Origin of the sequence: Bartonella sp. P0282, from assembly GCF_048452985.1 — a bacterium.
In the GTDB taxonomy this organism is placed as follows: Bacteria; Pseudomonadota; Alphaproteobacteria; order Rhizobiales; family Rhizobiaceae; genus Bartonella; species Bartonella choladocola.
Map to the genome: position 1 here is coordinate 201,303 of NZ_WTFO01000003.1, position 24,895 is coordinate 226,197.

Sequence of the window (24,895 nt, forward strand, 5' to 3'; positions counted from 1 at the left end):
GTGAATACCTCTGCATTCATCTGTTTTCGGGAACCCTTACTATGCAAAACTTTTAAAAAACCGGCAAGTCAAACAACAAACCGGTTAAACTTTTACTTTTTGAGTAAAACGCCTGTCTCTTTTATTCGCAAGCGAACCAGCATTGTTTGAACGTTCAAACACGATCTTCATTCGATTTTTATTCTTCCCGTGAACACTGTTGCAAAAAGTGGACAAGATTTTGCTTTTCCCCAGCCAATCGGGCAGAACATGTCATTCGTTTTTTTAAAGCCGCCATTCATTCGACAATAACCGTCCTTAATTAAAAGGCTCCAAAAATTGACATAAGCGCGTGATGTCAATAGATGAAGGAAACGCCTTTGAAGGGCGCTTGAGGACATTTGTCATGGCCAATATATATCGCGAATTATTCAGAAAACCCGGCACTGTTGCCTTTTCGGTAACGGGGGTATTGGCACGTATTCCAATATCAATGATTTCGATCGGCATTATGACAATGTTTGCCGTTGAAGGCTTGGACTATGCCACCGCCGGTCTCGTTTCGGCAAGTTATGTCCTCTCCAATGCCATTATTACGCCGCAAATATCAAAACTTGCCGATGAATACGGGCAAGCCCGCGTGGCGCGTCCGGCAATTCTGGTTTCTTTTCTGTCGCTCTGCGGCTTGTTGATTGCCGCCCATTATAAAGCCCCGCTTTTCATATTGATTATTGCGGCAATTCTCGTCGGCTTTATGCCGAGTTTCGGTTCTTTCGTGCGCACACGCTGGTCGCAACTCTATCATGGTTCGCCGCTTTTGCGTTCGGCCTTTGCCTATGAATCCATTGTTGATGAATTGATATTCATGGTCGGCCCCATTATTGCGATCGAGCTGACAAACCGTCTGTTTCCCGCTGCGGGGCCACTTGCTGCCGGTCTTATCATGCTTGTTGCAGGCCTGGTCTTTACCTTGCAAAAATCGACCGAACCGGTTGCCCATGGCAGGCGGCAAAAAGGTTCTACTTCGGTTATCCGGCTTTTTTCTATCGCGCTTCTCACCGTGATTATGTTTTGCGTCGGAACCATTTTCGGCACTGCGGAAATTTCTGCCGTGGCAATCGGCAAATCGCTGCAACAGACAAATTACACCGCTCTTCCACTTGTGCTTTATGCGGCCGGTTCTTTCATTGCCGGTATTGTCTATGGGGCATTGCCGACCCGCATGACATTGTCAAAACAGCTTCTTGTTGCCACCATCGTTGCCGCAGTTACAACATTGCCGCTCTTGCTTGTTTCCAATTTATGGAATTTGAGCATCGTGCTTTTTATCGCCGGTGCGGCCTGTTCGCCCACAATCATCATCGCCATGTCTTTGGTCGACACAATTGTACCGCCCGAAAAACTCACCGAAGGCATGTCGTGGGGAATTACCGGAATGGCAATGGGTGTTGCAGCAGGAGCTGCCATTTCCGGAAAATTGATCGACGCTTTCACCCCCGAAACCGGCTTTTATGTTTCCATTATTGGTGGCTTTCTTGCCCTGATTTTAACGGTTTTCGGACAAAAATATCTAAAACCCAAAACACCAAAGCCGAAAACCCTTCTTGAAAATTCCTGAACGGTGCGCTTTCCGCTTTCAAGGTTAGAGCACTTTTTGCTTTTTCCATGTGCCCGAAAGATAATAGGAAAGCGCCAGAATGAGCGAGGCAAAAGCACCGACGGTAAAACTCCACCAGATGGCATCGGCCTTTATGGAACCATAAAAGATGTAATAGAAGCCAAGCCGCACCGGATAGACGGCAATGAACAGGCAAATGAGCGGCACAAGAACCGCGCCATTGGCACGAACTGTTGAAAACAGCACCATTGCAAGGCCGAAAAACAGGAAGCTCCAGCTTGCAATTGCCTGAATGTGCTGTGCCATTGGCACGGCTGCGCTATCATTTCCCAAAAACAGGATAATGACCGGACGGTCGAAAATGAGTAACAGCCCAAGCAGAATGGCTGTCATGACAAATGTTGCCGCGCAGCCGATCCATGTGGTTTTGGAAATTCTGTTCCAGCGACCGGCGCCGATATTTTGCGCAACCATTGCGCTTACCGCTGCACCCACTGCCATGGAAGGCATTTGCAGATAGGTCCATAATTGCTGCATGATGTTATAGGCGGCAATGGTGCTGACACCTTCCTGATTGACGAGACCAATCATGACAAGGCCGGATGTGGCAATGATGACCATTTGCAGGCTCATCGGGAAGCCTTTCAGCACGATAAAGCGCATCAGGCTGAAATCCGGCCAGATATAAGTGAGTTCCCGCCCTTTTAGCCGCAAAGGCAATTTCTTCACATAGATATAGACAATCATTGCAACAAGCGCGAGATAGCCCGAAACCGAAGTCGAGGCGGCAGCCCCCGCAATGCCCATTTTCGGGAAAATCCACAAGCCCAAGATGAGCACGGGGTTGAAAATAATATCCAGCACAACATTGACGCACATGAAAATGAGCGGTGTCATGGAATCGCCCGCACCGCGAAGCCCCATCATCATCATGACCGTCAAAAGATTGGCCGGTGCGGCAAGGAAGATAACCCGCAAATAATCTTCCGCCAGCGTAAAAGCATCTGCCGGTGTTGCAAGAAAACGCAAAATTTCAGGCGAAAAAAACCAGCCCAAAACGGCCAGAACAACCGAAAGAAACAGACAAAAGCCGATAGAAGCGCCGAAAGCCTGCCGCGCACGGTGCAAATCTTTGCGCCCGATGGATTGGCCAACCATAATGGTTGCTGCCATACCGAAACCGAAAACAAGGGCAAACAAAAGAAAGGTGATAATATTGGCATTGGCGGTTGCCGCAAGCGCACTTTCACCTAAAAACCGCCCCACCCAGATTGTGTTGATCGAACCGTTGAGCGATTGCAAAACATTGGAAAGCAATGTCGGAATGGCAAAGAGAAGCAACGTTCTGGTGATCGGCCCTTCAGTCAGATTATTGAGAACAATTGTTTTTTTATGCGGCAAGTGAACGCTCCATCAGCGCATTTTATTGATCGACCCGAAGCGGGTAAAATTTCATTTTTTAAATGATGATATAAAACATATAGGTGTCGTAAATGTTATGTGTAGCCCTTTCGGGCATTCCATGAACATTAACGATGAAGAATTTATTTTTCTCCCAAGGTCAAGAATGAAATGAAAAACCACGATAAAGTGAAGCCAGTTTTGTAATCCCCTCACTGTTCTTCACAGTTGAAACCGGTCAAAATAATGTCGGCCTGAATGATGTTATCAATATAGTCGCAATTTTCTGTCACAAACACCTTTCAAGTTCTGTCAGTTTGGGCCATATCGGTTTTTTCATGTATAAGGTTTTCGGGTCATAAAAGTTCTTCGCGCTATATAGGCACACTGGTTCTAAAGGTTCCATCGTTTTAAAAAAGTCGGGTTCGGGGTATTTAATGCACATTCTTCCTATGGTTCTGGCTATCGCTTTGTTTATGGAACATGTGGATTCCAATGTGATTACCACATCCCTTCCCGCCATTGCCGCCGATTTGAACACAAGCCCCATCGCGCTCAAACTCGCCATGACTTCCTATCTCGTGGCACTTTCGGTTTTTATCCCCATAAGCGGGTGGATCTCCGACCGTTTCACCGCACGCATTATCTTCCGTGTTGCCATCGTGGTTTTTCTTGCAGGCTCTGTTTGCTGCGCTTTTTCCTTTTCGCTCCATTCCTTTGTTTTGTCGCGCTTTTTGCAAGGCATTGGCGGGGCAATGATGACACCTGTCGGCCGGCTTCTTCTCGTCAAATCCACGCCGAAAAACCAGCTTGTCATTGCCTTTCAATGGTTTTCCATTCCAGCCCTTGTCGGCCCGCTTGTAGGCCCGCCGCTTGGCGGCTTCATCACCACCTTTTTTACCTGGCACTGGATTTTTCTCATCAACATCCCGATCGGTTTTATCGGCCTTGTGCTTTCATCAATCTATCTGCCAAAAAATGAAAAGAGATATATCCGCCCGCTTGACTGGACAGGCTTTTTCCTTTCGGCAATCAGCCTTTCCGGCTTCATTTTCGGCCTTTCGATTGTAAGCCTTCCCGCCTTGCCGCAAAGTGTCGGCATCAGTGTCACCATTTTGGGCGTGATTTTCGGCGCCATTTATATCAAACACGCAAAAAACCGCAAAGCACCGCTTCTCGACCTCAGGCTTTTTTCCGATCCGGTTTTTGCACGCGCCATTATCGGCGGCAGCGTTTTCCGGCTCGGCATTGGCGCCGTGCCTTTCCTGCTTCCCATGATGCTGCAACTTGCCTTCGGCCTTTCGCCGATTGAATCCGGCCTTATGGTTCTTGCCGCGGCCATCGGTTCGCTCGGCATGAAGTTCGGCGCCAAGGAAGTTTATGCCCATTTCGGCTTTCGCAAAGTGTTGATGGCAGGTTCTATCGTCTCGGCAATGTTTACCGCTTCCAATGGCCTGTTTTACCCCACCACACCCTATTTGTTGATGATTATCGTGCTCCTGTTCGGCGGCTTTTTGCGCTCGCTTTTCTTCTCCGGTGTCAATGCGCTTGCCTTTTCCGATATTGCCAAGGAAGACATCAGTCAGGCAACGCCGATTGCAGCCGTTGCCCAACAGGCTTCAATGGCGCTCGGCATTGCAATTGCCGGCGCGGTTCTGGAAATTGCAAGCTCCTTTCACAACAATATATTGAAACTTGAAGATTTTCATACGGGCTTTTTCGTGGTCGGCTTCATCTCGGCACTTGCTTTCTTCATCTTCCGCACATTGCCCCGTGATGCAGGCCATGCTTTGAACGAAAAAAGCAAACAATCCACGGCACAACACTGATGAAACCAAAACATATTCTACAGCCGCTTGACCGCATTTTCTAATCTGTTACAACTCCTGTTGAACCGCCTTGACAATATTTGATGTTGCGGCTTGACCGCATTTTCTAATCTGTTACAACTTGCTACATTGCAGCCAATTTCTTACGCCATTGTTGCGGCTTGACCGCATTTTCTAATCTGTTACAACCTATTCTGTTGATGCAGAAGACCTCTTGTGTTGCGGCTTGACCGCATTTTCTAATCTGTTACAACCGCGATTTGATAACGTCTCTTATCGCGTATTGTTGCGGCTTGACCGCATTTTCTAATCTGTTACAACTACAGCGGTCGTTGGTAATGGCCTCAAAGGTTGCGGCTTGACCGCATTTTCTAATCTGTTACAACCGATGTCCACTTAACCCTTTGTTTTATAAGGTTTAAGTGGATATTTTTTTGTAAAAAAATGCTGTTTTTCATTAAAATAACACCGGTAAATTTCAATTTTTTTGACGTATCTTCCACGTTTTACCTGAAAATCTAACAATATTTTCACATAAGCACACGATCAATTTGCTTGTTCCTTAAGGCAAAAAATAGCGAAATTTTATCGTTCGGTATAACGACTTTACAGAAAATTTACATCAAACGTTGCCGGAAAATTTGAGAAAGCAAAAAAGGAAAAATTTGACGACACCGTTGGGTCGGAAACCCCCAACACCAAAAAGGTGGCGCTCCGGATGGCTCGGTGTCCAAGAAAAATATAATGTAATTGAAAAATAAAATCAACAAACAGCATCATGAAGGAAGTAAAGATTGAGTATAGGAACGTTTTACCAGCGTTCTGTTACGGCTTGACCGCATTTTCTAATCTGTTACAACAGCACCGCCAGTGAGCATGAAATTGTTCCAGTTGCGGCTTGACCGCATTTTCTAATCTGTTACAACCGATGTCCACTTAACCCCTTGTTTTATAAGGTTTAAGTGGATATTTTTTTAAAAAAAATGCTGTTTTCCATTAAAATAACACCGATAAATTTCGATTTTTTTAACGTGTCTTCCACGTTTTACCTGAAAATCTAACAATATTTTCACATAAGCGCACGATCAATTTGCTTGTCCTACCCTTGAAAAAATATCGAACTTTCAACATTCGGCATAACGACTTTACAGCAAATTTACATCAAACGTTGCTGGAAATTTTGAGAAAGCAAAAAAGGAAAAATTTGACGACACCGTTGGGTCGGAAACCCCCAACACCAAAAAGGTGGCGCTCCGGATGGCTCGGTGTCCAAGAAAAATATAATGTAATTGAAAAATAAAATCAACAAACAGTATTATGAAGTAAGTAAAGATTGAGTATAGGGACGTTTTACCAGCGTTCTGTTACGGCTTGACCACATTTTCTAATCTGTTACAACCCCGATGATACGTCGAAAAGGTAAAGATGGGTTGCGGCTTGACCGCATTTTCTAATCTGTTACAACAAGGCCGGTATGAAGCCCACCCCTTCCCAGAGTTGCGGCTTGACCGCATTTTCTAATCTGTTACAACCAATAGCCCAGAATTCTTAGCACAATATGTGTTGCGGCTTGACCGCATTTTCTAATCTGTTACAACTGCGCGCTGCAAAGTTGCTTCGCAACCCTTGTTGCGGCTTGACCTCATTTTCTAATCTGTTACAACGCGCCGACCGTTATGACAGAACCATGTATTGTTGCGGCTTGACCGCATTTTCTAATCTGTTACAACCGATGTCCACTTAACCCCTTGTTTTATAAGGTTTAAGTGGATATTTTTTTGTAAAAAAATGCTGTTTTTCATTAAAATAACACCGGTAAATTTCAATTTTTTTGACGTATCTTCCAAGCTTTTCCGTAAAAATCCAACCATTTTCAAATGGCTTGCCAATTCAGAACGGTGGTTAGTCTCTCACCGCTTGAACACGTTCTGTAATTGGCATTTGGTAACAACTAATAACCTATAATCAGGCCTTATCGTCCAACTATTCCGGAAATCACTCACATGCCCCATGAAATCGGAAAATTTATAATGATGAGCGAGCATCAAGGCAAAAAACGGATAACCAACATTCGATACAGAAGAAACCTGCCGCAAGCCACGACAATTCACAACGTATAAAACAAACAAATCCCGATAAAATCAGCAAAAGAATTATATCACAGAAAGGGAAGTAACACGCCGGGGGGCCGGAAATGCAATCCCCACATCGCTAAAAGCCATGGCGTTCCTTACTCGGCGCATCTTAAATATAACAGAATAAGAGAAAAAATCAACGAATAACGTAATTAACAAAGTAAATATCAAGTATAACAAGGTTTTAGCGGCGTTCCGTCGCAACTTGACCGCATTTTCTAATCTGTTACCAGCACAATCCAAAATCACCCAATCGGGCAACCACTAGCCGCACATTGACAACACATCGAACGGTAGTTAACGGCGTGTGTTTTTCGTGCCATGGGAAATCCGAGTTCCAAAAGAAAACGTTGGCCATACTTTGCCAAACAACAACACGCGGCGATTTTGGAAAGTAAAAAGGGGACGACTGTTTGCAAGGGCGTTCGCGTCAAGTCGGAGTTTGTCCAGCCCGCGAGTTGTGGAGCGAATACATGAAGATAATAAGTTCAGTATCCTTCCCACAAATAGCGTCCAAGGTTAGCAATTTCCTGATTGGTTTGCATGTCGCGTGCCGCCAGAATGCGATCGTTGCGAAAGCTGCGCATAGCATTGCGTAAGGTGCAAAAGGCGTCAATATAAATTGTTGTTTTGCCGCCTATTCGATAGATATTCAGAGGCTCTATTACACGCTCGGTTATCACGCCGTCACTGTCAACATATTCAATCATAAATTGAAGACCGCCAGTAATGCGACGGTTCATTGCCTCGACCCGTGTGACAAATTCTAAATTGTCGGGACGGATGGAAGTATCAAGTAGATTGGTCTGATAATTCTGCCATGGTTCGGGATTGATGCGGTGATTGGTGCGCTGTTTTATCACGTGCCCAAGCTTCGCTATTGCAGCGACGCAACACAGTATAAAGCCAACCAGAAGCCATATGCTCACTATCACATCCATTTTGTTCCTCCCCTTGCAATGCAACACCGGTTGAACATTTACACACACTAGCGTTGCTGCTTGACCCCATTTCCTATTCTAATATAATTTAACCATCATAGTAATATTGGCTTTAAATCGGGGTAACCAATGAAAAACTTATCGTATTTCTTTTAACAATCTCTTTTATAACAACATATTCCGTTATAATTACCGGTTTTGGAAAGTCAGAAAAACAAAAGCAAGAAGAAGCCGCAAAAGCGTTTTTATCGGTTAAACCCCGCAATGCCCCAAACAAGAGCTACTAAAAATGTTACTGTTTCGTTTTCTTGATCCATTATTCTTAATCTTGAACATGTTCGCTGTGTTTATGTGGGGATTATATTTGCTTAATCCGTTTTTTGCATTTGTTCCATTCCACGTTGATACAGCGCCGATTGCCCTTACTTTTTGGTTAATTGTATATATCGCCGTTAAACGCTACTTCCGTCGCAAGCGTTGGATGAAATAACCTGCGGCTTGACCGCATTTTCTAATCCGATGCAACTATCAATATTTGCGATTTTGTTGCGGCTTGACCGCATTTTCTAATCTGTTACAACAAGCCAGAACAGCTTCAATGCATATTCGTGTTGCGGCTTGACCGCATTTTCTAATCTGTTACAACTGTCCATGTCGAAAGCTTTGACGTATTCGGTTGCGGCTTGACCGCATTTTCTAATCTGTTACAACCAAGCTTGAACACGTGTGTATCATCGCCAAAGTTGCGGCTTGACCGAATTTTCTAATCTGTTACAACGCGGCGTCGCAGTCTAGGAAAAGCTCATGTGTTGCGGCTTGACCGCATTTTCTAATCTGTTACAACTCAAGAAAGATGGTGAACGCGCAGGTCTTCTGTTGCGGCTTGACCGCATTTTCTAATCTGTTACAACCGATGTCCACTTAACCCTTTGTTTTATAAAGATTAAGTGGATATTTTTTTGTAAAAAATGCTGTTTTTCATTAAAATAACAACGGTAAATTTCGATTTTTTTGACGTATCTTCCACGTTTTGTCCGAAAATCTAACATTATTTTCACATAAGCACACGATCAATTGGCGTGACCCACCCTTGAAAAAATATCGAACTTTCATCGTTCGATATAACGACTTTACAGCAAATTTACATCAAACGTTGCTGGAAAATTTGAGAAAGCAAAAAAGGAAAAATTTGACGACACCGTTGGGTCGGAAACCCCCAACACCAAAAAGGTGGCGCTCCGGATGGCTCGGTGTTCAAGAAAAATATAATATAATTGAAAAATAAAATCAACAACCGGCATAGTGAAAGAAGTAAAGATTGAGTATAGATACGTTTTACCAGGGTTCTGTTACGCCTTGACCGCATTTTCTAATCTGTTACAACTTTTAATAGATTGGACAGTCGGTAAGGTGTGTTGCGGCTTGACCGCATTTTCTAATCTGTTACAACAATGTTCGAGATGTCAGACGTGAAAAAGCTGTTGCGGCTTGACCGCATTTTCTAATCTGTTACAACGCACTCGAATTGTATTACCAGGACATTATGTTGCGGCTTGACCGCATTTTCTAATCTGTTACAACCCCTATACGACCAAATAACGTACCGTCTGAGTTGCGGCTTGACCGCATTTTCTAATCTGTTACAACCACGATCCAGATGGATTACACCTTCGGCCTGTTACGGCTTGACCGTATTTTCTAATCTGTTACAACAAAACATACTCATTACTCATTTGTTTTTCTGTTGCGGCTTGACCGCATTTTCTAATCTGTTACAACTCGCGCACCGGCAGATTTGCGCCTTCCGGGGTTGCGGCTTGACCGCATTTTCTAATCTGTTACAACTCGCAAAATCGTTGGCTGGTCGGCTGCATTGTTGCGGCTTGACCGCATTTTCTAATCTGTTACAACTTCAGTTTTTGGCGACCATGGTACGGCAGGGTTGCGGCTTGACCGCATTTTCTAATCTGTTACAACATTCGTTAACACTACTGCATCAACATCGCAGTTGCGGCTTGACCGCATTTTCTAATCTGGTACAACTGATGTCCACTTAACCCTTTGTTTTATAAGGTTTAAGTGGATATTTTTTTGTAAAAAAATGCTGTTTTTCATTAAAATAACACCGGTAAATTTCGATTTTCTTTAACGTGTCTTCCACGTTTTACCTGAAAATCTAACAATTTTTTCACATAAGCACACGATCAATTTGCTTGTCCGGTAAGGCAAAAAAATATCGAAATTTCATCGTTCGGGCAAGGTAGTTGCGATTTTACCAACACAGGATCAGCCGACATTTTCGGGCTTTTTTTTACAAAGACCTCAAGCAATTTTGTGAACTGCTGTTTCGATTTTTTAGGAAAGCTTTCCGTTGTTACAACGCTTGTGAATGCGCCGTTCTGCTTAATAAGAAGCCCGCTTTGATAAAGCGGACTTTAAGACAGCGTGATAAACCGTAAGACAGCGTGATAAACCGGTTTGTCACATCCGGTTTGCTGTTGCCAATTTTTAAGCGTTGCTAAAACTGAACGAGCCTGCCCCACTCGGACAGTCTCACCCCAATCGGCTCGATTGAAACGGCCTCATCAGGCCTTTTTTACAAAAGGCCTGATTGTTCAGCCAAGTTTTTAAGGCCTGCTTGTTCAGCCAAGCTTTTAAGGCCTCATTATTGAAGCGGGCGTGTTCAGGCGCATTTGCTCAACTGGCCGATCCATTTTTCGCGTTCGAGGACATAATTATCGGCAATAACCAGACCGGAAACCAGCGAGTTTTGTTCGGATGTTCCGATATATTCAAAGCCCTGTTTCTCGATAACGCGGCGGGAAGCTTTATTGGCCGCAAAATTCGAGACATAGAGCGCATCAATATCGGTTGCACGGAAAGCGGCATCAATCAGGCTGCCAACCGCTTCTGTTGCATAACCTTTATTCCAATAGGGTCTGCCAATCCAGTAACGCAGGCTCAGGCCTTCGCCCTCTTCGCGGTCCTTGATATGACAGGCGCCGATAAATGCGCCATCCTCGGCTTTTGTAATGGCATAGGCGCAATAGCCCATCTCGCCCGCAACCGAACGAAGAATGTATTCTGCTGCATGTTTTCGTGTGAATGGAAAAGGCACAGATTGAAGCATGGCAGATACATTCCGGTTGTTGGCGAGATCGGCAATGGCGTCCATGTCTTCTACATTGGGTGCGCGTAAAACAAGCCTTTCAGTTACCAGAACCGGGCAATCCAAGGTTCTGGGCGGCCTCTTTCTTATTTCTTCTAATAATTCAGTGCTCATAGTTACCTCCTGGAGCAATAGAAAAAGGGAAGGATGGTGTCCCATCTTTCCCTTTAATTTGCTTTGGAAGCTAACCGGGGTCCAATGGGACGCCGGTTTTATTTAAGAGCTCCGGCTTACTCTGCTGCCTCCGCCATCGGAATCACCGACACATAGGAGCGGTCATTCGCTTTGACGCAGAAAGATACTTTGCCCGCTTTAAGGGCAAATAATGTATGGTCTTTACCCATGCCGACATTTTCGCCAGGGTGCCATTGTGTGCCGCGTTGTCGGATAATGATGTTACCCGGAATAACTGCTTCACCACCAAATTTTTTAACGCCTAGGCGTTTTGATTCTGAATCGCGACCGTTACGCGAGGAACCACCAGCTTTTTTGTGTGCCATGGTTGTTCTCCTTTAATCTCTCTTACTCTTCCGACTTTTTAGCGGCTGCCTTTTTCGGCGCTGCTTTTTTTTCGGTTGTTTCTGTTTTAGCTTTCTTTGCAGCCGGTTTTTCAGCCTTTGGTGCTGCCTCTTTGGCGGCTACCGGTTTTGCTGCTTTTTCAGCCGGCTTTGTTGCAGCCTTGGAAGGCTTTGCACCACCTGTAAGAATTTCGGAAATGCGAATTGTGGTGAATTCCTGACGATGACCACGAATGCGCTTTGAATTCTGGCGGCGGCGCTTTTTGAAAGCAATAACTTTGCGTGCACGTGCCTGTTCAACAACCTCTGCTGTTACCAACGCGTCGGCAACCACAGGAGTTCCGATTGTTGCTGTTTCACCTTCGCCAACAACGAGAACCTGATTGAACTCCACAATATCACCGGCATTGCCAGCGACCTTTTCAACTTTCACAAGTTGGCTGGGGGAAACACGGTATTGTTTACCACCCGTCTTGATGACTGCGAACATTTTTTACCCTTTCGTTCCATCCGGATCTTGTCCAACACTTTCAAAGCGATGAGACAGCCCGTCTTTTTATCAGTCGTTAAAATTATCAGCCTTTTAAAATTTGCCAGCCCTAAAAAACCGACCGGCATAATTTTAGGCAAGTGCAGATACACTTTTTCACACAAATGTAGACACACTACGCCTTTGGCCGATTTATGCAGAAGTTTTCTTCACTTGTCAATCGACCAGCTTTAAAAAACCGGAAAGCTTTTTGTGAATTAACCGGCAATCATGGCGAAAAACCGGATGCATTTGACAACAAACCAATTTTTGTCGGGCAAACAGCAAAAGAGCCGAAAAACTCTGATGCGTTTTTTAAAAACGCGCCCGTGGTCCCGCGCAAAATGAACAAAACAGATTTGAAAGGGTGAACGGAATTTTCCAAAAATTAAAAAAAGGGGCTTGTGTCAAAGCCAATTGCCAGCTATTTAGCCGCTAACGCGCTCGGATATTTGTTTAACAAATAAAGTTCGCCTTTATGGAGAGGTGGCTGAGTGGTTGAAAGCACCGCACTCGAAATGCGGCATAGGGGCAACTCTATCGGGGGTTCAAATCCCTCCCTCTCCGCCATGATTTTCCTTTTCTTTGAAACGACTTCTTTAGTTATGCGCCTGAAGCGCGCCACGATTTTTGAGACAGAATTACACGATTTTTGAGACACCGCGCGGTTAGATTTCTGCCTTATCGATCACCTTTCTGACGTTGCAAGCGAATCCGTTTCGCTTGCAACTGTTTATGGCGGACCTGTTACATTCCAAAAGAGCACCGTTCCGCTTCCTTTCGCTTGTTGGCAAATCTGCCAAGCTTTAGCGTCATAGTACCAATCGCTTGGGAATGGTGGTGCCGTTTTGGCCTTTGAGGCAAAAGACTGTGGATGAACATGAATAACTGCGCCGGCAACTGCATCAGCCGTCAGTTTACGTCCGACTTGAACAACATGACGGCGCGCATTTGGCCATGCATTAGCCAAAGCGCGGGCAAGGGTACCGCTGCCACTTGCACACCAGACTTCGTCAGGCATGGCACCGGTCGCTTTTGCCGCTGCCGCTATAATATCTATCGCGGCTGGCGTATCCATCCCAAAGGGGGCAAGCATAGCACCAGTGGCACGGCAATATTCTTTTGCGTGTTTTTGAACAACGTTGAGATAACCAGGACGAACTTGCATGATTTGCGCGCCCAACGCCTTGGCCAAAACAGCGCGTTCATGTGGCTCTTTCCTTGCCGCAACAAAAAGCGTGGCTTTTTTGCCCGTTTGTTTGGCGGCCCACGCTAAGGCCGTTTGCGCCCCGCCTTGGGCTGGTGTTGCATAAACAATCTCGTTCGCTTGTTCAAACAACGGCAATATATAGCGGGCCTTGGTACCGCCACCGATTAAATCGTCGCGGGCAACCCAGACACCGTCATGCTTAATCAACCTCGGTGATGGCAATATATTTTTCATAACGGCACCTCCGCCTTTGACAGATCGCCGCACGTGATCGGTCCTATGGCCTTTGTTGCCGCCTTGGCATCACCTTTCACAAAAACCAAAATGTTTTGGTGACATTTGCCAAGCTTGCGGCTGGTTTCAAAAGGCCGTCCGGCACGCATCGGTAATGAACCCGCCTGTGTCACAAGTATAGCCTCGTTGTAATAGCTTAATCCTGCCTCTTGAAAGGCGTTGATCGTGTCGGGCACGAGGCCACGGTACACACCGGTTGGCGCGCGTATCTCGCCCACGACAAAGCAGGCAAAGCGATCAGGTTTTAAAAGTGCAGAGGTTTTGGCTATAATATCAAAATAGGCCGCTTTAAAAGCATCGTATTTCATGTTGGATAGATCGCGCCGGTCGTCACTATACTTTTCAAGATCGGCATACGGGGGGCAAGAAAGCACAAAATCCGCCTCGATGCCTGCGGCTAGCCTATCAATGTTACGACTGTCGCCAGTGATCCATTTCGGCTTTTTGCCATGGCATAAATTGGCTGCTTGTTTTTCATTCGCTTTAATTTGTTCCGAGCTTAAATCAATGCCGATATAGCTGCGACCTAGTAATGTAGCTATGATGCCTCGTACCGAACCGCCCGCAAAAGGGTCTAACACGAGACCTCCTTTCGGGCAAAACCAATGATAAAGCAGTTCACACAGCACGGGGTCGAATATCGAGGTACCGCCTATGCCCTTTTCTAATTTGCTCATAACTCCCCCCTCCGAGCAATAAACGCCTGTTTACCTTCTTTGGTCAAAAACGCGGAGGTTGTTTTAGAAAAAAGCAAATCTTGGCCCCGGCCTTGGTGACTTTCTATACCTAAGCAATGCCATTGTTTTTTTCGCTTTTGCCACCAACCTTCGCGGGCGTTCAAAACAGAAAAAGGGCTAATGCCAAAATTACGAGCAAAAGCACCTTGTCGCGGTGTAGCCATTATCCTTGTCCTTTCCTTCCTGCTCTTCTTGTGGCAGTCCGTTTAAGGGCTCGTTTTCAATGGCCTCTACAATATTAAATGACCGGCACCGCCGGCATTTTATTTCAAGTTTTCCAACTTTATCCGCCTTGGCCAGAAGGGCGTGGCAGCGCCCGCATCTAATTTCCTTCATGTTTTGTCAAGCATTTCGTCTTAAAGCGGCGAAATCATCTCTTTAAACGGTGATGATAAGCGGCCGCGACGTTATGCTTCTTTCTGTCGGGCGGGGTTCAGTTGCAACGCCAACCCCGTTGGCTGGATAACCAGCCCGGTCGTCTACGCTTGTTTTGCTTTTGGCCATTGAATGGCGCTCAAGATTGCCTCCGCTTCTTCTTCTGTTTTTGCTTCGCCAATAGCAGCTTTTGCTTTTAACCGAATGCCTTCAATAGCAGCACCAATCTTTTCCCACACTGCATACGCATATGTGACAGTCTCGGCCACTTCAATCATTGAAGATCCGTCAATGCCAATACTTGCTTGCAATAAGGGAAATTCATTTTCATCCGGCGGGTTTACATTTTTCGGGTCCGCCGTATGAGCCGCATATTTTTTTGAATAGTCCACCGCCTGTTCGAATTTTGTCTGATAGGTCATCGACTGTCCGACACCGTTCGTTATGTATTTAAGACGTTCTTTTTCGGCCGCTGCATCAACACGTGACTTTTGGGCTTCTTTAGTTTCAGCCAAAGTCGCTGGGAACATTTTCAGGCCGTAGTTTGCAAGAACTGCGGCAAGGGCCCCATCTGTTTCGTCGCCATCTTCATTTTTTGGCCATGGAGTAGGCGGGTTTCCTGCAGCTTGCCACGCTGAATAATCTTTGTCGGCTGAATCGACGATAGCCTGTTTTTCGCTTGAATAAACGCGGCCATCGCTAGCGAGCCAATACCAATTCGTCGGTACATACATTTTTAATCCCCTTAACTTTAACTTATAACGCCGCCAGTGCCTACCCATCCTGGCCGCGTGCCGGGAAATATATTAGTGCCCGAACCATGTGTGCTGATAACCCCGTTTTCAAAGGCCGTGTAAGCCATGCCATCCGGAACTCCGTCAAAAGTGACGACCGCTCCGAAACATGATAAGGTTGAACATCCTTCAGCCAACAACGCAGCCCACGTGGCTTTCACGTTGTTGTATATTATTTTTAATGGAATTTTCACATCACCACCAAAAAAACCGAGGCTAATATCACCTCTCCCAGTCGCGCGAAAAAGGACGATGCCACTGCCGGATATATTCATTTCCCCATATATATTTATGGACCCTCCGTAAGACACGACGGCTTGCGAATTAGCACCGCTTCCAAGGGTAATGTCGCAACTATAAATCTTGATCGTTCCGCCCGTCGTTGAAACGGTATCATCCAAGCCCGCCAATGTCATATTCATAAGGTCAACCTGCGTTCCAAAGCCGGTCCGGCATGCACTTCGTACCGGTTTTTTGGGGTCTGTCGCGAGGACCGACACCGATTTTTTGTTTCCAGCCGCCGATTTGATTACCCAGCTTGGAATCATCGATTTCGTGATAGAAAAACCATCATAAACGCCCGGCGCAACATTGATCGTTATGGCCGATGTTGACATGTATCTTGCGCTGATTTTATCGATTGCGCCTTGTATCGTTGCAAAACCGTCGGCAGGTGTCGGCTTCAAGCCGCTATTTTTGTCATTTCCGGTCGGACCCACTACGTAAAATGTGGTGGCAGGCGGCTCCGGGAATTTGGCGTATCGTTTGTCAAAAAGGTCGGTCAGTGGTACGTAGACGCCGTTAATTTTGATATAAATCGAACCATCCGGCAAGCCGATGCCATGGCCGTCGCGCGTCTGGATAAAATTCCAAGCCTTGCCATTCCACTCGGCCAGTTGTCCGGTCTTGTCTTTCCAGGCGCCCTTGGACGCGGCAGGAATGACATAGGTGTCACCCTGATTGTTGCTTGTTGGCGGGGTGGTAATATCCAAGGCCTTAACCGGTAGCCATGGCGTATTCATCAATTGCCAAGCTGGAATGCGGCGCGTCTCGACATATTCACGCGTCGCCCAAAGAATGGACGGGTCAACCAGCACAACGACTTGCGCTTGTTCGCCGATAACCAACTGGAATTCATAATAGACATCTTCCAGTTGTCCTTCCGCGCTCGTGGCTTTGTAGTATGGCGCCGGTTTGACCACCGCAAGCATGTCACCATCTATATCAAAAAGCCCAAACTCGCGCATCCACCAGCCGCCGACATTGTGCGGGATGATGGCATTGATAATAATAGCCGCAGGATTTTTGGGGTCGATCTCAACCGAGTCCAGTTGCGCTCGCCAGACTTCATGCACAAGCGCGGTCTGGTTGGGCGTCGGGTTCACCTCTTGGCCCCCGCCGTCACCAATGGCAAAATGCGAAAATTTGACCTCGCCCTTATCAGCTGCAGCCTTGGCAATCTTGAATTTTCCCTTGTCGGTTAGAAGAGTGAAATAGCGATTGTTATTATCAGTCATAAAGGCCTCCATTGGCATTGACGCGCACGCGCCGATATGCGTATGCGCCGCCGCCGAGATATGAATGAATTGAATGTTTCTGGTCGCCCAATTGCGGGCCATTAATACGGATTTTTCGCGATTGTTGAGAAACTACGACCGGATGGATAGTGTTCTGGTTTGAAAGCCCTATGAACATTTCAACGAATTGGCTTTTTCGTGCGTAATTCTCGATGGCACGCCGTGCGATCTTCTGCATCCGCGGATCCAGCAAAACGTCCTGTGCGTCAAAAATTGCCTCTCGAGGAAACACCACCGCGCGGTGTGTGCCAGGCTGTCCTTTCGGCTCGCGTTCATACCACTGCGTCCAGCGTACTTGCATGCCGAGCAAAGATAGGACCAGCCGAATGCCGTATAGTGTCCCTTTAGCTTCATGGATCTCATACCAACGTTTTAGAAGACGGCGCTGCACGTCTTCGGTCAAGCCCGGTTCTATCAAGTCCTCGAGGGACAATTCTCTGGTGAGCGCCGGCAGACTGGCAGCGGGTGCGGTGTCGATAAATTCGGCCAGAACCAGCCGAAAATCAACGCCATCCAAAAGCGCGGCCGAGGCCTCCATCAATGGCACGTTAAAAGCATCACGCACGGCAGGCGGCAATGTTTTCGGGTCAAGGCGGGTCTTGCTTTCATCAGCCATCGGTGAGCCTCATTTCGATTGTTACGTCGGCCTTGGCCATAAATTGCCATGGCTGCAATTGCTGAAAGACAAGATTCTGCACATCTACATCGAGGACGCCGCCAATGTGCTTGATCGGGTCAGCCAAATCGGACGGTGCGATAATGCCACCCAGCCTTTCGCGCCATGCGGTTTTAACGTTGTCAACCAATGTCTTGGCTTGGGCTTCGATAACGCCAGCGGCAGCGCGGCAATAAATGACGACATGCGGAGCGCATGTGATGGCATCACAATTTTTCATCGTCACTTGGTCGCCAAGCGGTCTGATTGTTTCGGGGTCTAATGCGGCAAAAACCTGGTTTTTTAAGGCGGCTCCTGCATCACCTTCGGCGGTCAAAACGTAAATGTCGATATAGCAAGGTTGCGGCCGGACAATCGCACAATCAACGATCTGGCTAGAAACACCCATCACGGTTTCACGATAGGCATCGGCGGGGCCTGCGCGACTAATACGCTCTGGCGCGTTGGCAATGCGCAAGCGCCAAGCTTCAAGCGGTTCTATATCCGAGCCGCCATCAGGCGCCGCTTTGTTTGTGACATGCACGCCGCCAATCGGGTCAAGAAAGGTGGTGATGCTGCCAGCCGTCAGATCATTGGCACGGGATCCGGCATTTTGTGCCAACGCCAAAACCTCTATCGACGTTTGACCGGCACCGATGATCGCGTCGTCTTGCGTTAGAAAGATGTCATTGCCATTGCCACCTCTAACGCGTGTGCCAGCCGGAATGAGGACGTTCTGATTGCGCCGATCGGTCAATGAAAATGTCAACAACACGCTGGCCTTAGATGCAGGCAAACGCGGTGTCCAACGGTTTGCGGCAAGTTCGGTCAAGCCGCTTTCACTTGCATATGCAACAAGATAATCGAGCGCCTGTGCCTGTGCCTCCTGCATGGCCAACGAAAACCCATAAGCCCAGGTTTCAATGAGGTACATTTCGACTTGTGCGTTATATAATTTGCGTCCCGTTTGCTTTTCAAAATAGTCGATCATCCGGTCGCGTATTTTAAGCGGGTCGGTTTCAAAGATTGATGGCTTGGGCAAAGCCGCCAAGGTTTGCAAGCTATAAGGCCCTTCACGGTCATGACGCATAGGCAAAACCTCCGGCCAACTGCACATTCAAGTCAAAGTTTTTGAATTGTGCCAACACATCGCCGCGCGGCCGCCATGGAATGGTAACTTTCCAATGGTGAATATCAACGGGCGTCGCTGTTATAGTGTCAACCTCTACACGCACCACCCAAGCGGTGATTGCATCCCAAATTTTTTGACATATCAAGGGTGTTGCTTCTTCGCTCGGCATATCAATCAACGGCATCAGATCGCACCCCTTCGCCGGGTCGGTCGGCACGGAGCCGATCATGGTGCTGACAATGACTGTGATTTCCTGCTCAATATCGGAAAAATCGCTGACAATTTCACCAGACAACATATCGCTACCAGCAGCCACAAGCCGCTTTTGCCAATGAATATACGGGATTTCCGAGCGTTCTATCATCATGGCGCAAGCTTATCGCGTGCGCGTGAATGCTGGCACGGGCATGTTGCCCGTGTTGGTCAAAAATGTGTCTTGAAAACGAACTTTTGGTTCCGCAAGGCCGTCGGCAACTTTTTGCCGCTCCTCGAGGCCTATGGCGTGAGCGCAAATTATGCCAAAGGATCGCCAGTTGTGCCACCACCGGGCGTCACACCCTCATGATGATGGTCTGATCCTACATTCTTGTCATTGTGGCGTAAAGAGCCGCCCTCAAATTTTGCATTGCCTTTATGACTCATATCGCCGGTTGATTGTATTTTGCCCCCGAGGCCTATCACTATGCCGGCACCGCCCACCGTCATGCTGATAGAAGTCGGTGTAATTTCAACAACAGACGAGCCGATCTTGATTGTATGGGGTGCTGTTTGTTCCAATAAATATTCGCCCGTGTCCTTGTCGTACAAATCACGCCGCCCGCCGCGCAATTCATTGACAATTTGTGCCGGGTTTTGGGTCGGTGGTTGGTCTATATCCGAATAGACTGCGCCTAATATCACGCCTTCTTGTGCATGTTCATCAACAAAGCATGACACTTGGCTGCCAACTTCGGGCATGCAATAAGAGCGGCTCTGTTCGCCCGAGGCCAAAGGCTGCACCGGCTGCAACCAATAGCTGACGACATTATCAGCGTCGCGGAATTCAACACGCGCGTGTCCTTTGTCGTTGACTTCACGCACAATGCCATGGCGCGGACCGCTCATAACTTATCTCCTTCACCTTATTCTAAAAGTCTGCAACTTTTCGGGGCTCATTGTGTGACACTCCCGTCGGCATGAACAATGCCAAGATCATCAACGCCATCGGACGAATTGGCTGCATTGCCGCTTTTCTTGGCCTTCTTCTTTATTTTTTTGCCGTCTTGAATATTCTTGTCGGTCGCCCGTTCAATCTGGATGCTGGTTGAATAGCCTGAGCGCTCACTCTTGTGTTCGGATTCAACAATCAGATAGCGTCCATCAAACAGACCAAAATTTTTAAGAACAATGACGCTTCCGGCAACGGCAGTGGGGGTGCCGACGAGATCAAGCGTGCCAGTCACCTTTTGCGCATTCTTTTGGTCTAGCCTGCTCTTTGCAATGCGCTTGGCCTGTTCTTCATCTTCGACACGGACGTTCAGCTTCATCACATCACCGCTTGAAGTCACCACACCTAAATCATCCGCACTGGATGCTTCAGCCCCTACCAATGCCTTGCGGCGTGGGTGTTCAAACTTGACTTCGGCCTTTTTGGCTGCCTTATGGTCAGCAAAAGAAAGATCATAACTTTTCAAGAGCTGCCCGACATCAGCAATACGATCAACCTTAAACACCGGCTCACGCGCTCGCAAGCCGTCGCGGCTGGTAAAAACAAGCTTGCTACCTTTAACAGTAAAATAATGGCCATAATCATCAGCCAAGCGTTTTAAAAACTCCAGATCGCGCTCGCCGTTTTGGGTAATGCGCTGAAACTTTAGATCTTCAATCTCGCCCTCGACTTGCAGCCCATGTTTTGCGGCAATTTTCTGGACGATTTCCGATAGGCTTTGTTCTTCAAAAGCTGTCGTATTTTTGGTGCGCAAGGCTTGCGTCTTGGGCGCGGCCAACCCCTTAATGCTGATTTTATCGCCGTTGCTGTCACCCGTGACGGACCATTCATCAATCGTAAATTCACCGGCAAAAACCAGCTCGTCGCTGTAGCCATACCAGACCTGCATCTTGTCGCCATCCTGTGGCGCATAAATACCCATCCATTCGCCACTGGCATTGTGCATATCAAGCTGGCATTCGTCACTTTCACCATGGCGTTTATCGGTATAGGTGATAGCCGTTGTATAACCACCAAACTCGGCGGTGACATCCATGCCCTGATATTTGACAATAAATGCGGGTTCGCGTGGTGTCATATTTTTTCACCTTCGCCTTGGCCAAAAACCGGTTTCCAGTTTTTGAGGCTCATATTGACATCCCACGTTTCCAAAATGGCAAAAGATTATCGGACACTGTGGCCTTTTTTTCCAGCAACGGGATTTTCAACAAAAGGCCGGCAGGCAATACAGCCGGCACGGAAAAAGCGGGGAACAAGTCCCTGTTTGCGGCAATCAGTACATTTTGCAGACTGACATTTTCATAATAGGTGAAGGCCAAAGCGTCCCAACGGTCGCCGTCTTTGGTAAAATGCTCGATATATGGTTGCACAACTTTATTCATTTTTTTGCTCCCGGCTTGCTATCAGCACCGCCCAAGCCAGCACCGTTGCGTATTTGCCCGATAAGCGCGTCTAGCGGGTTGATAAGCGGGGCTTCAATCAATGTCATGGTGCAATCCATCCGCACTACCGTTCCGCCGCGTTTCGTCGTCTTCAAATTGTCCTTGTCGAGGCTTTCAACCACGTAACGCATACCGGCGAACCCTGTTTGTGTCAGAAATGGCATTGGCGTTTTCATCTGAAAAGCTGTCCAAAGCCGCGCCCATTGAACGGTCGGCGTGCAAAAGGTTTCGTCAAAGAAAAAATCGAATGTGCGCTCGTCCAGTTCACGGCCAATTTCCTGCAAAACCGGCTTGCCGCGGATGACATCATGCCGCGCCCACGTGTTGCGGAAACGCTCCTTGTCGGCTGTAGGGCCAGTCATATAATCATTTGCGGCGAAGGTGCCCAAAGCAATTGAACCAAGGTAAGATAGCAACATCGTTAATACTCCTTACGCGCTTTGGCGGCTGCAACCTTATCCATCAGCTTTGGCAGTTTGCCTTCAAGCTGTGCTAATGTTTCCCTCATGAGCTTATCAAGCATTCCACGGTCGGCATCGCCTTGAATGCTGATTTGTGGCGAAAAGTTCAGCACAACAGAACCGCCACCATTGCCGCCATTGTTATGACCGGCAGGCAAACCTTCGCTTATCGGTTTGCTTACACGCGCTGAAACAAGAGCGGTCGGAGCTGTCCCCGTAAAAATTGCGGACTTTTGCGGTAATGTTACAGCCTCAGATAATACGCTGCGCACACCAGCCGCCACCCGCTCGGCGGCTTTGACCGCCGGTGCCGGGCGCATCGCGGTGGCTAAGGTTTCAGAAAAACGGACTTTATCAAGATCAGACAGCGGGCCGCGTTTGGCAGGGCTGTGCGGCAGATAATCGCGAATCTGCTCGACCACATCACTGGTTGCGGCAATGGCGGCACCCGCACCGTTGCGAATACCTTGCGCAAAAGTACGCATCAGAGCAACGCCGTGGCTTTCAAAACTTGTGGCCGACAAAATACTGCGCGCCGTATTGATCGCGCTAGCAAAAGCTTGTGCAATGCCGCCAGCTTTGGCGATCGTTTCGGCTGTTTTGCTTTGAAGACCAGCTAATCCGCTATTGACGCCGGAAAATTCAATGTCGGAAAGTGCTTCCAGCTTGGCCGTCAGCTTGTCTACCTCCGCTGTGGCAGCGGCAATGGCGGCGGGGTCTTGTGCCACAATATTGACAGCCGCTGCATCTTCACCGCCCGAGAACAGACCTTTAACCCAAGACCATGCTCCCTGTAGCTTTTTGAATATATTACTAATGCTATCAATGGCCGTTTGGAAATAACCCGTAACTTTATCGCAAAGCATCTGAACCAACGGGCTATCTATAATACCGGCCCAATCAATTTCAGAAATAAAATTGCCCCATTCAAGCGGGTTCAGCCAATCAGCCCAACTTATTTTGCTAAGGACGTTATCCCACGCCCAAGAAAAAATATATTTAGCCCAAATTAGCGGCGACAGATATTTACCCCACGATAAAACCGTCAGTACGTTGTCCCATTTGAACAGACCTTTAACCCAAGCCCAAAAATTGGAAAAAATTTGCTTGGTCTTAGCCCATAAATTTTTGAACCACGGCCCGATCTTGTCCCAATTGCGATAAACAAGATAGGCACCGCCAGCAATGGCTGCAATGCCTGCCACAACCCAACCGATCGGCGTGGTCATGAAAGCAATGCCCATACTGATAAAGCCCTTGGTCACAAGCCCGATCGGTGCAACCAACAAGCGCAACGCGGCACCAATTTTTGTAAAGCCGTTAATTTTTGCAAACATGCCAATGGCTGAACCGCCAAAACGCAACAGACCGCCAAGACCCTGTGCCACCTGAAAAAAGCCTGTTGCTATTTTGAAAAGGGACGGGGCAACCGGCAAAGCAATCAATATCATTGCCAGATTTTCCCAGCCACCGACATAGCCGGAAATGCCGTCAAGAACATGAAAGATTTTTTCGCCTGCCGTCCATAATGTTTCAGCCACTGCCCAGCCGATTGTCATGGCTTGTGTCAGTCCGTCCGAAATCTGTTTGCACCATTTGTCCAATGAGCCATCGGCCGCCCATTTATCAATCAGCCCGACAACAGCATCAAGCTTGCCTGTCAAAAAATCGAACACACCGGCATTCATTATTTTGAGCTGGACTTTATCCCACGTGTTGTAAAGCTTCCAAACCATGCCGTCCCAAGTTTTTCCAAAGGCATTGCTTGAACCGCCAAAGCGTGCTCCCATGACCCTTTGCAACGCGGCGGCATTATCGCCACGGCTGCCAGCAGCAGCCTTATAACGCTTCATGCGGCCATCTTTGCCGGCATACATATATTCAATATATTTGCCGTTTTTCTTGGCCTCTATGCCAAACTCTTTCAGGCCTCCCAATTCACCGCGCAAAGCATCCGTATAGGCTTTGGCTGCCTGTTCCATACCCTTATTGGCACCTGTTGCCATATCGGCAAGGCCTTGCAACGCGCCCTTGGTCGGGTCAATACCGGACGATTTTACCTGAATGAAAGCTTGTGTCAGAGCGTCAACGCCTTGTCCTGGTATATTGGCCTTTTCAACCCATTCCATCGCCTTGGCGGCTTCTTCGGCCGAGGCGGTGACACCTTGCATCTGTATTTGTAATTGTTGGTATTCACGGGCTTTTTTTGAACCGGCCAGCCCTAGCCCAAAACCAATACCGCCCAAGGCCAAAGCACCACCGGCAAGCTTGACGCCATATTTCATGACACCTAAGCCGCCGTTGGCTATATTTTCAATGCCGTTTGCAACCTTTTTTGACGACCAGTCAATGCGCTTGCGTTGTAAATTCGCCCAAGCTTGGGCTTCTTTTTCCAAGGCGGCCGTCTGTTTGATCGAGTTGTCGGTGTTGGCCTTGCTTGCCTGTGCTGCCTGTTTGGTGGCTTGCGCGGCCTTGGCGGCCGCCTGTGCATTTTGGCTTTGCGCTTTGGCGACCTTCTCTGTTGCTTTTGCCGCCTTGTCTGCACCTTTAATGCTTGCATCATTGGCGCTTTTGGTGGCTTTTGCCACGCCCGCAATGGCTTTGGACGCCTTATCAACAGCTTCAATTGTCAAAGAAAATTTCATGGCAATGTTTCCTTGGCTATTGATTTTTTATTGACCGGCAAACTGTTCTGATAAGCATCCAAAAGATGCTTATCAGCGTACCGGATGGCTTTAATGGTAAAGGAAAACTTCATATGATTATGTCCTCTCCTCTTACCCTTTGCTTGCCTTCGCCATTGCGGCTTTTTCTTGCTTAGCCGATTGAACCGCCGTATCAAGCCAATATTTTAATTCACGCGGTGGCATATCCATCAATGTCAGAAATTCC

21 protein-coding genes, 1 tRNA gene and 4 CRISPR repeat arrays are annotated in these 24,895 nt (G+C 47.5%); of the genes, 3 read left to right on the plus strand and 19 right to left on the minus strand.

Features of this window, described 5'->3' with window-relative positions:
* Window positions 1–385: 385 nt before the first annotated feature.
* The gene (locus GQS64_RS09930) at window positions 386–1,597 is read left to right on the plus strand and encodes an MFS transporter (protein WP_198231467.1); all 1,212 of its coding nucleotides are present in this window, start codon (window positions 386–388) and stop codon (window positions 1,595–1,597) included.
* Between the two features lie 24 nt (window positions 1,598–1,621).
* On the opposite strand, the gene GQS64_RS09935 is transcribed toward GQS64_RS09930, so the two are convergent.
* A complete protein-coding gene (locus GQS64_RS09935; protein WP_198231468.1) occupies window positions 1,622–2,998 on the minus strand; it encodes an MATE family efflux transporter in 1,377 nt (458 codons plus the stop codon).
* Window positions 2,999–3,435: 437 nt separating this feature from the next.
* On the opposite strand from GQS64_RS09935, the gene GQS64_RS09940 reads away from it, so the two are divergent.
* Window positions 3,436–4,827: a DHA2 family efflux MFS transporter permease subunit gene (locus GQS64_RS09940; RefSeq protein ID WP_198231469.1), complete on the plus strand. Its 1,392-nt coding sequence runs from the start codon at window positions 3,436–3,438 to the stop codon at window positions 4,825–4,827.
* Window positions 4,828–4,846: 19 nt separating this feature from the next.
* Window positions 4,847–5,214: a CRISPR direct-repeat array (repeat unit 36 nt; unit sequence GTTGCGGCTTGACCGCATTTTCTAATCTGTTACAAC).
* Window positions 5,215–6,190: 976 nt separating this feature from the next.
* Window positions 6,191–6,557: a CRISPR direct-repeat array (repeat unit 36 nt; unit sequence GTTGCGGCTTGACCGCATTTTCTAATCTGTTACAAC).
* Between the two features lie 893 nt (window positions 6,558–7,450).
* Here GQS64_RS09940 and GQS64_RS09945 read toward each other — a convergent pair.
* The 4 genes from GQS64_RS09945 to rplU form a co-directional block, all read right to left on the minus strand.
* Entirely contained in the window at window positions 7,451–7,903 is a 453-nt protein-coding gene (locus tag GQS64_RS09945) for a WYL domain-containing protein (protein WP_198231470.1), read from the minus strand.
* Window positions 7,904–8,393: 490 nt separating this feature from the next.
* Window positions 8,394–8,815: a CRISPR direct-repeat array (repeat unit 36 nt; unit sequence GTTGCGGCTTGACCGCATTTTCTAATCTGTTACAAC).
* A 436-nt stretch (window positions 8,816–9,251) separates the two neighbouring features.
* A CRISPR array of direct repeats spans window positions 9,252–9,946; the repeat unit is 36 nt; unit sequence GTTGCGGCTTGACCGCATTTTCTAATCTGTTACAAC.
* A gap of 640 nt (window positions 9,947–10,586) precedes the next feature.
* Window positions 10,587–11,186: a GNAT family N-acetyltransferase gene (locus tag GQS64_RS09950; RefSeq protein ID WP_246798546.1), complete on the minus strand. Its 600-nt coding sequence runs from the start codon at window positions 11,184–11,186 to the stop codon at window positions 10,587–10,589.
* A gap of 116 nt (window positions 11,187–11,302) precedes the next feature.
* Complete coding sequence (gene rpmA, locus GQS64_RS09955) at window positions 11,303–11,572, minus strand: 50S ribosomal protein L27 (protein ID WP_075868982.1); 270 nt, start codon at window positions 11,570–11,572, stop codon at window positions 11,303–11,305.
* A gap of 22 nt (window positions 11,573–11,594) precedes the next feature.
* Complete coding sequence (gene rplU / locus GQS64_RS09960; protein ID WP_075914085.1) at window positions 11,595–12,080, minus strand: 50S ribosomal protein L21; 486 nt, start codon at window positions 12,078–12,080, stop codon at window positions 11,595–11,597.
* A 519-nt stretch (window positions 12,081–12,599) separates the two neighbouring features.
* On the opposite strand from rplU, the gene GQS64_RS09965 reads away from it, so the two are divergent.
* A tRNA-Ser gene (locus tag GQS64_RS09965) sits at window positions 12,600–12,689 on the plus strand.
* Between the two features lie 163 nt (window positions 12,690–12,852).
* On the opposite strand, the gene GQS64_RS09970 is transcribed toward GQS64_RS09965, so the two are convergent.
* The 14 genes from GQS64_RS09970 to GQS64_RS10035 all read right to left on the minus strand — a co-directional run bounded on the left by GQS64_RS09970 (window position 12,853) and on the right by GQS64_RS10035 (window position 24,648).
* Window positions 12,853–13,563, minus strand: a complete 711-nt coding sequence (locus GQS64_RS09970) for a pyridoxal-phosphate dependent enzyme (RefSeq protein ID WP_198231472.1) — start codon at window positions 13,561–13,563, stop codon at window positions 12,853–12,855.
* On the minus strand, window positions 13,560–14,300 hold the full coding sequence (locus GQS64_RS09975; RefSeq protein ID WP_198222473.1) for a DNA methyltransferase: 741 nt from the start codon (window positions 14,298–14,300) through the stop codon (window positions 13,560–13,562). The genes GQS64_RS09970 and GQS64_RS09975 overlap by 4 nt, the downstream gene beginning before the upstream one ends.
* Window positions 14,297–14,524, minus strand: coding sequence for a hypothetical protein (locus GQS64_RS09980; RefSeq protein ID WP_198222471.1), 228 nt, complete (start codon window positions 14,522–14,524; stop codon window positions 14,297–14,299). Before GQS64_RS09980 ends, GQS64_RS09975 begins: the two co-directional genes overlap by 4 nt.
* The gene (locus tag GQS64_RS09985) at window positions 14,490–14,696 is read right to left on the minus strand and encodes a Com family DNA-binding transcriptional regulator (RefSeq protein ID WP_198222469.1); all 207 of its coding nucleotides are present in this window, start codon (window positions 14,694–14,696) and stop codon (window positions 14,490–14,492) included. Before GQS64_RS09985 ends, GQS64_RS09980 begins: the two co-directional genes overlap by 35 nt.
* Window positions 14,697–14,839: 143 nt before the next feature.
* Window positions 14,840–15,517: a hypothetical protein gene (locus GQS64_RS09990; RefSeq protein ID WP_198231473.1), complete on the minus strand. Its 678-nt coding sequence runs from the start codon at window positions 15,515–15,517 to the stop codon at window positions 14,840–14,842.
* Window positions 15,487–17,046 carry a phage tail protein gene (locus tag GQS64_RS09995; RefSeq protein WP_198231474.1) on the minus strand — a complete coding sequence of 520 codons (1,560 nt, stop codon included), beginning with the start codon at window positions 17,044–17,046 and terminating at the stop codon, window positions 15,487–15,489. Before GQS64_RS09995 ends, GQS64_RS09990 begins: the two co-directional genes overlap by 31 nt.
* Entirely contained in the window at window positions 17,039–17,722 is a 684-nt protein-coding gene (locus tag GQS64_RS10000; protein WP_198231475.1) for a phage tail protein I, read from the minus strand. The genes GQS64_RS09995 and GQS64_RS10000 overlap by 8 nt, the downstream gene beginning before the upstream one ends.
* Window positions 17,715–18,851, minus strand: coding sequence for a baseplate J/gp47 family protein (locus GQS64_RS10005; protein ID WP_198224027.1), 1,137 nt, complete (start codon window positions 18,849–18,851; stop codon window positions 17,715–17,717). The genes GQS64_RS10000 and GQS64_RS10005 overlap by 8 nt, the downstream gene beginning before the upstream one ends.
* On the minus strand, window positions 18,841–19,260 hold the full coding sequence (locus tag GQS64_RS10010; RefSeq protein ID WP_198231476.1) for a hypothetical protein: 420 nt from the start codon (window positions 19,258–19,260) through the stop codon (window positions 18,841–18,843). Before GQS64_RS10010 ends, GQS64_RS10005 begins: the two co-directional genes overlap by 11 nt.
* Window positions 19,261–19,406: 146 nt before the next feature.
* Window positions 19,407–19,997: a phage baseplate assembly protein V gene (locus GQS64_RS10015; RefSeq protein WP_198231477.1), complete on the minus strand. Its 591-nt coding sequence runs from the start codon at window positions 19,995–19,997 to the stop codon at window positions 19,407–19,409.
* 47 nt (window positions 19,998–20,044) lie between these two features.
* Entirely contained in the window at window positions 20,045–21,178 is a 1,134-nt protein-coding gene (locus GQS64_RS10020) for a phage late control D family protein (RefSeq protein ID WP_198231478.1), read from the minus strand.
* 49 nt (window positions 21,179–21,227) lie between these two features.
* Window positions 21,228–21,482, minus strand: a complete 255-nt coding sequence (locus GQS64_RS10025; protein WP_198231479.1) for a tail protein X — start codon at window positions 21,480–21,482, stop codon at window positions 21,228–21,230.
* Complete coding sequence (locus tag GQS64_RS10030; protein ID WP_198231480.1) at window positions 21,479–21,961, minus strand: phage tail protein; 483 nt, start codon at window positions 21,959–21,961, stop codon at window positions 21,479–21,481. The genes GQS64_RS10025 and GQS64_RS10030 overlap by 4 nt, the downstream gene beginning before the upstream one ends.
* A gap of 2 nt (window positions 21,962–21,963) precedes the next feature.
* The gene (locus GQS64_RS10035) at window positions 21,964–24,648 is read right to left on the minus strand and encodes a hypothetical protein (RefSeq protein WP_198231481.1); all 2,685 of its coding nucleotides are present in this window, start codon (window positions 24,646–24,648) and stop codon (window positions 21,964–21,966) included.
* Window positions 24,649–24,895: the final 247 nt, after the last annotated feature.

What these genes read in the sequence shown, in the direction of transcription:
- GQS64_RS09980 (WP_198222471.1), bottom strand. Translation starts at nt 14,524, where the DNA reads ATGGCTACACCGCGACAAGGTGCTTTTGCTCGTAATTTTGGCATTAGC.
- GQS64_RS10025 (WP_198231479.1), bottom strand. Translation starts at nt 21,482, where the DNA reads ATGAATAAAGTTGTGCAACCATATATCGAGCATTTTACCAAAGACGGC.
- GQS64_RS09970 (WP_198231472.1), bottom strand. Translation starts at nt 13,563, where the DNA reads ATGAAAAATATATTGCCATCACCGAGGTTGATTAAGCATGACGGTGTC.
- GQS64_RS09975 (WP_198222473.1), bottom strand. Translation starts at nt 14,300, where the DNA reads ATGAGCAAATTAGAAAAGGGCATAGGCGGTACCTCGATATTCGACCCC.
- GQS64_RS10020 (WP_198231478.1), bottom strand. Translation starts at nt 21,178, where the DNA reads ATGACACCACGCGAACCCGCATTTATTGTCAAATATCAGGGCATGGAT.
- GQS64_RS09950 (WP_246798546.1), bottom strand. Translation starts at nt 11,186, where the DNA reads ATGAGCACTGAATTATTAGAAGAAATAAGAAAGAGGCCGCCCAGAACC.
- GQS64_RS09940 (WP_198231469.1), top strand. Translation starts at nt 3,436, where the DNA reads ATGCACATTCTTCCTATGGTTCTGGCTATCGCTTTGTTTATGGAACAT.
- GQS64_RS10000 (WP_198231475.1), bottom strand. Translation starts at nt 17,722, where the DNA reads ATGGCTGATGAAAGCAAGACCCGCCTTGACCCGAAAACATTGCCGCCT.
- GQS64_RS10015 (WP_198231477.1), bottom strand. Translation starts at nt 19,997, where the DNA reads ATGAGCGGTCCGCGCCATGGCATTGTGCGTGAAGTCAACGACAAAGGA.
- GQS64_RS09985 (WP_198222469.1), bottom strand. Translation starts at nt 14,696, where the DNA reads ATGAAGGAAATTAGATGCGGGCGCTGCCACGCCCTTCTGGCCAAGGCG.
- GQS64_RS09945 (WP_198231470.1), bottom strand. Translation starts at nt 7,903, where the DNA reads ATGGATGTGATAGTGAGCATATGGCTTCTGGTTGGCTTTATACTGTGT.
- GQS64_RS10030 (WP_198231480.1), bottom strand. Translation starts at nt 21,961, where the DNA reads ATGTTGCTATCTTACCTTGGTTCAATTGCTTTGGGCACCTTCGCCGCA.
- GQS64_RS10010 (WP_198231476.1), bottom strand. Translation starts at nt 19,260, where the DNA reads ATGATGATAGAACGCTCGGAAATCCCGTATATTCATTGGCAAAAGCGG.
- GQS64_RS10005 (WP_198224027.1), bottom strand. Translation starts at nt 18,851, where the DNA reads ATGCGTCATGACCGTGAAGGGCCTTATAGCTTGCAAACCTTGGCGGCT.
- GQS64_RS09990 (WP_198231473.1), bottom strand. Translation starts at nt 15,517, where the DNA reads ATGGGTAGGCACTGGCGGCGTTATAAGTTAAAGTTAAGGGGATTAAAA.
- rpmA (WP_075868982.1), bottom strand. Translation starts at nt 11,572, where the DNA reads ATGGCACACAAAAAAGCTGGTGGTTCCTCGCGTAACGGTCGCGATTCA.
- GQS64_RS10035 (WP_198231481.1), bottom strand. Translation starts at nt 24,648, where the DNA reads ATGAAATTTTCTTTGACAATTGAAGCTGTTGATAAGGCGTCCAAAGCC.
- rplU (WP_075914085.1), bottom strand. Translation starts at nt 12,080, where the DNA reads ATGTTCGCAGTCATCAAGACGGGTGGTAAACAATACCGTGTTTCCCCC.
- GQS64_RS09995 (WP_198231474.1), bottom strand. Translation starts at nt 17,046, where the DNA reads ATGACTGATAATAACAATCGCTATTTCACTCTTCTAACCGACAAGGGA.
- GQS64_RS09930 (WP_198231467.1), top strand. Translation starts at nt 386, where the DNA reads ATGGCCAATATATATCGCGAATTATTCAGAAAACCCGGCACTGTTGCC.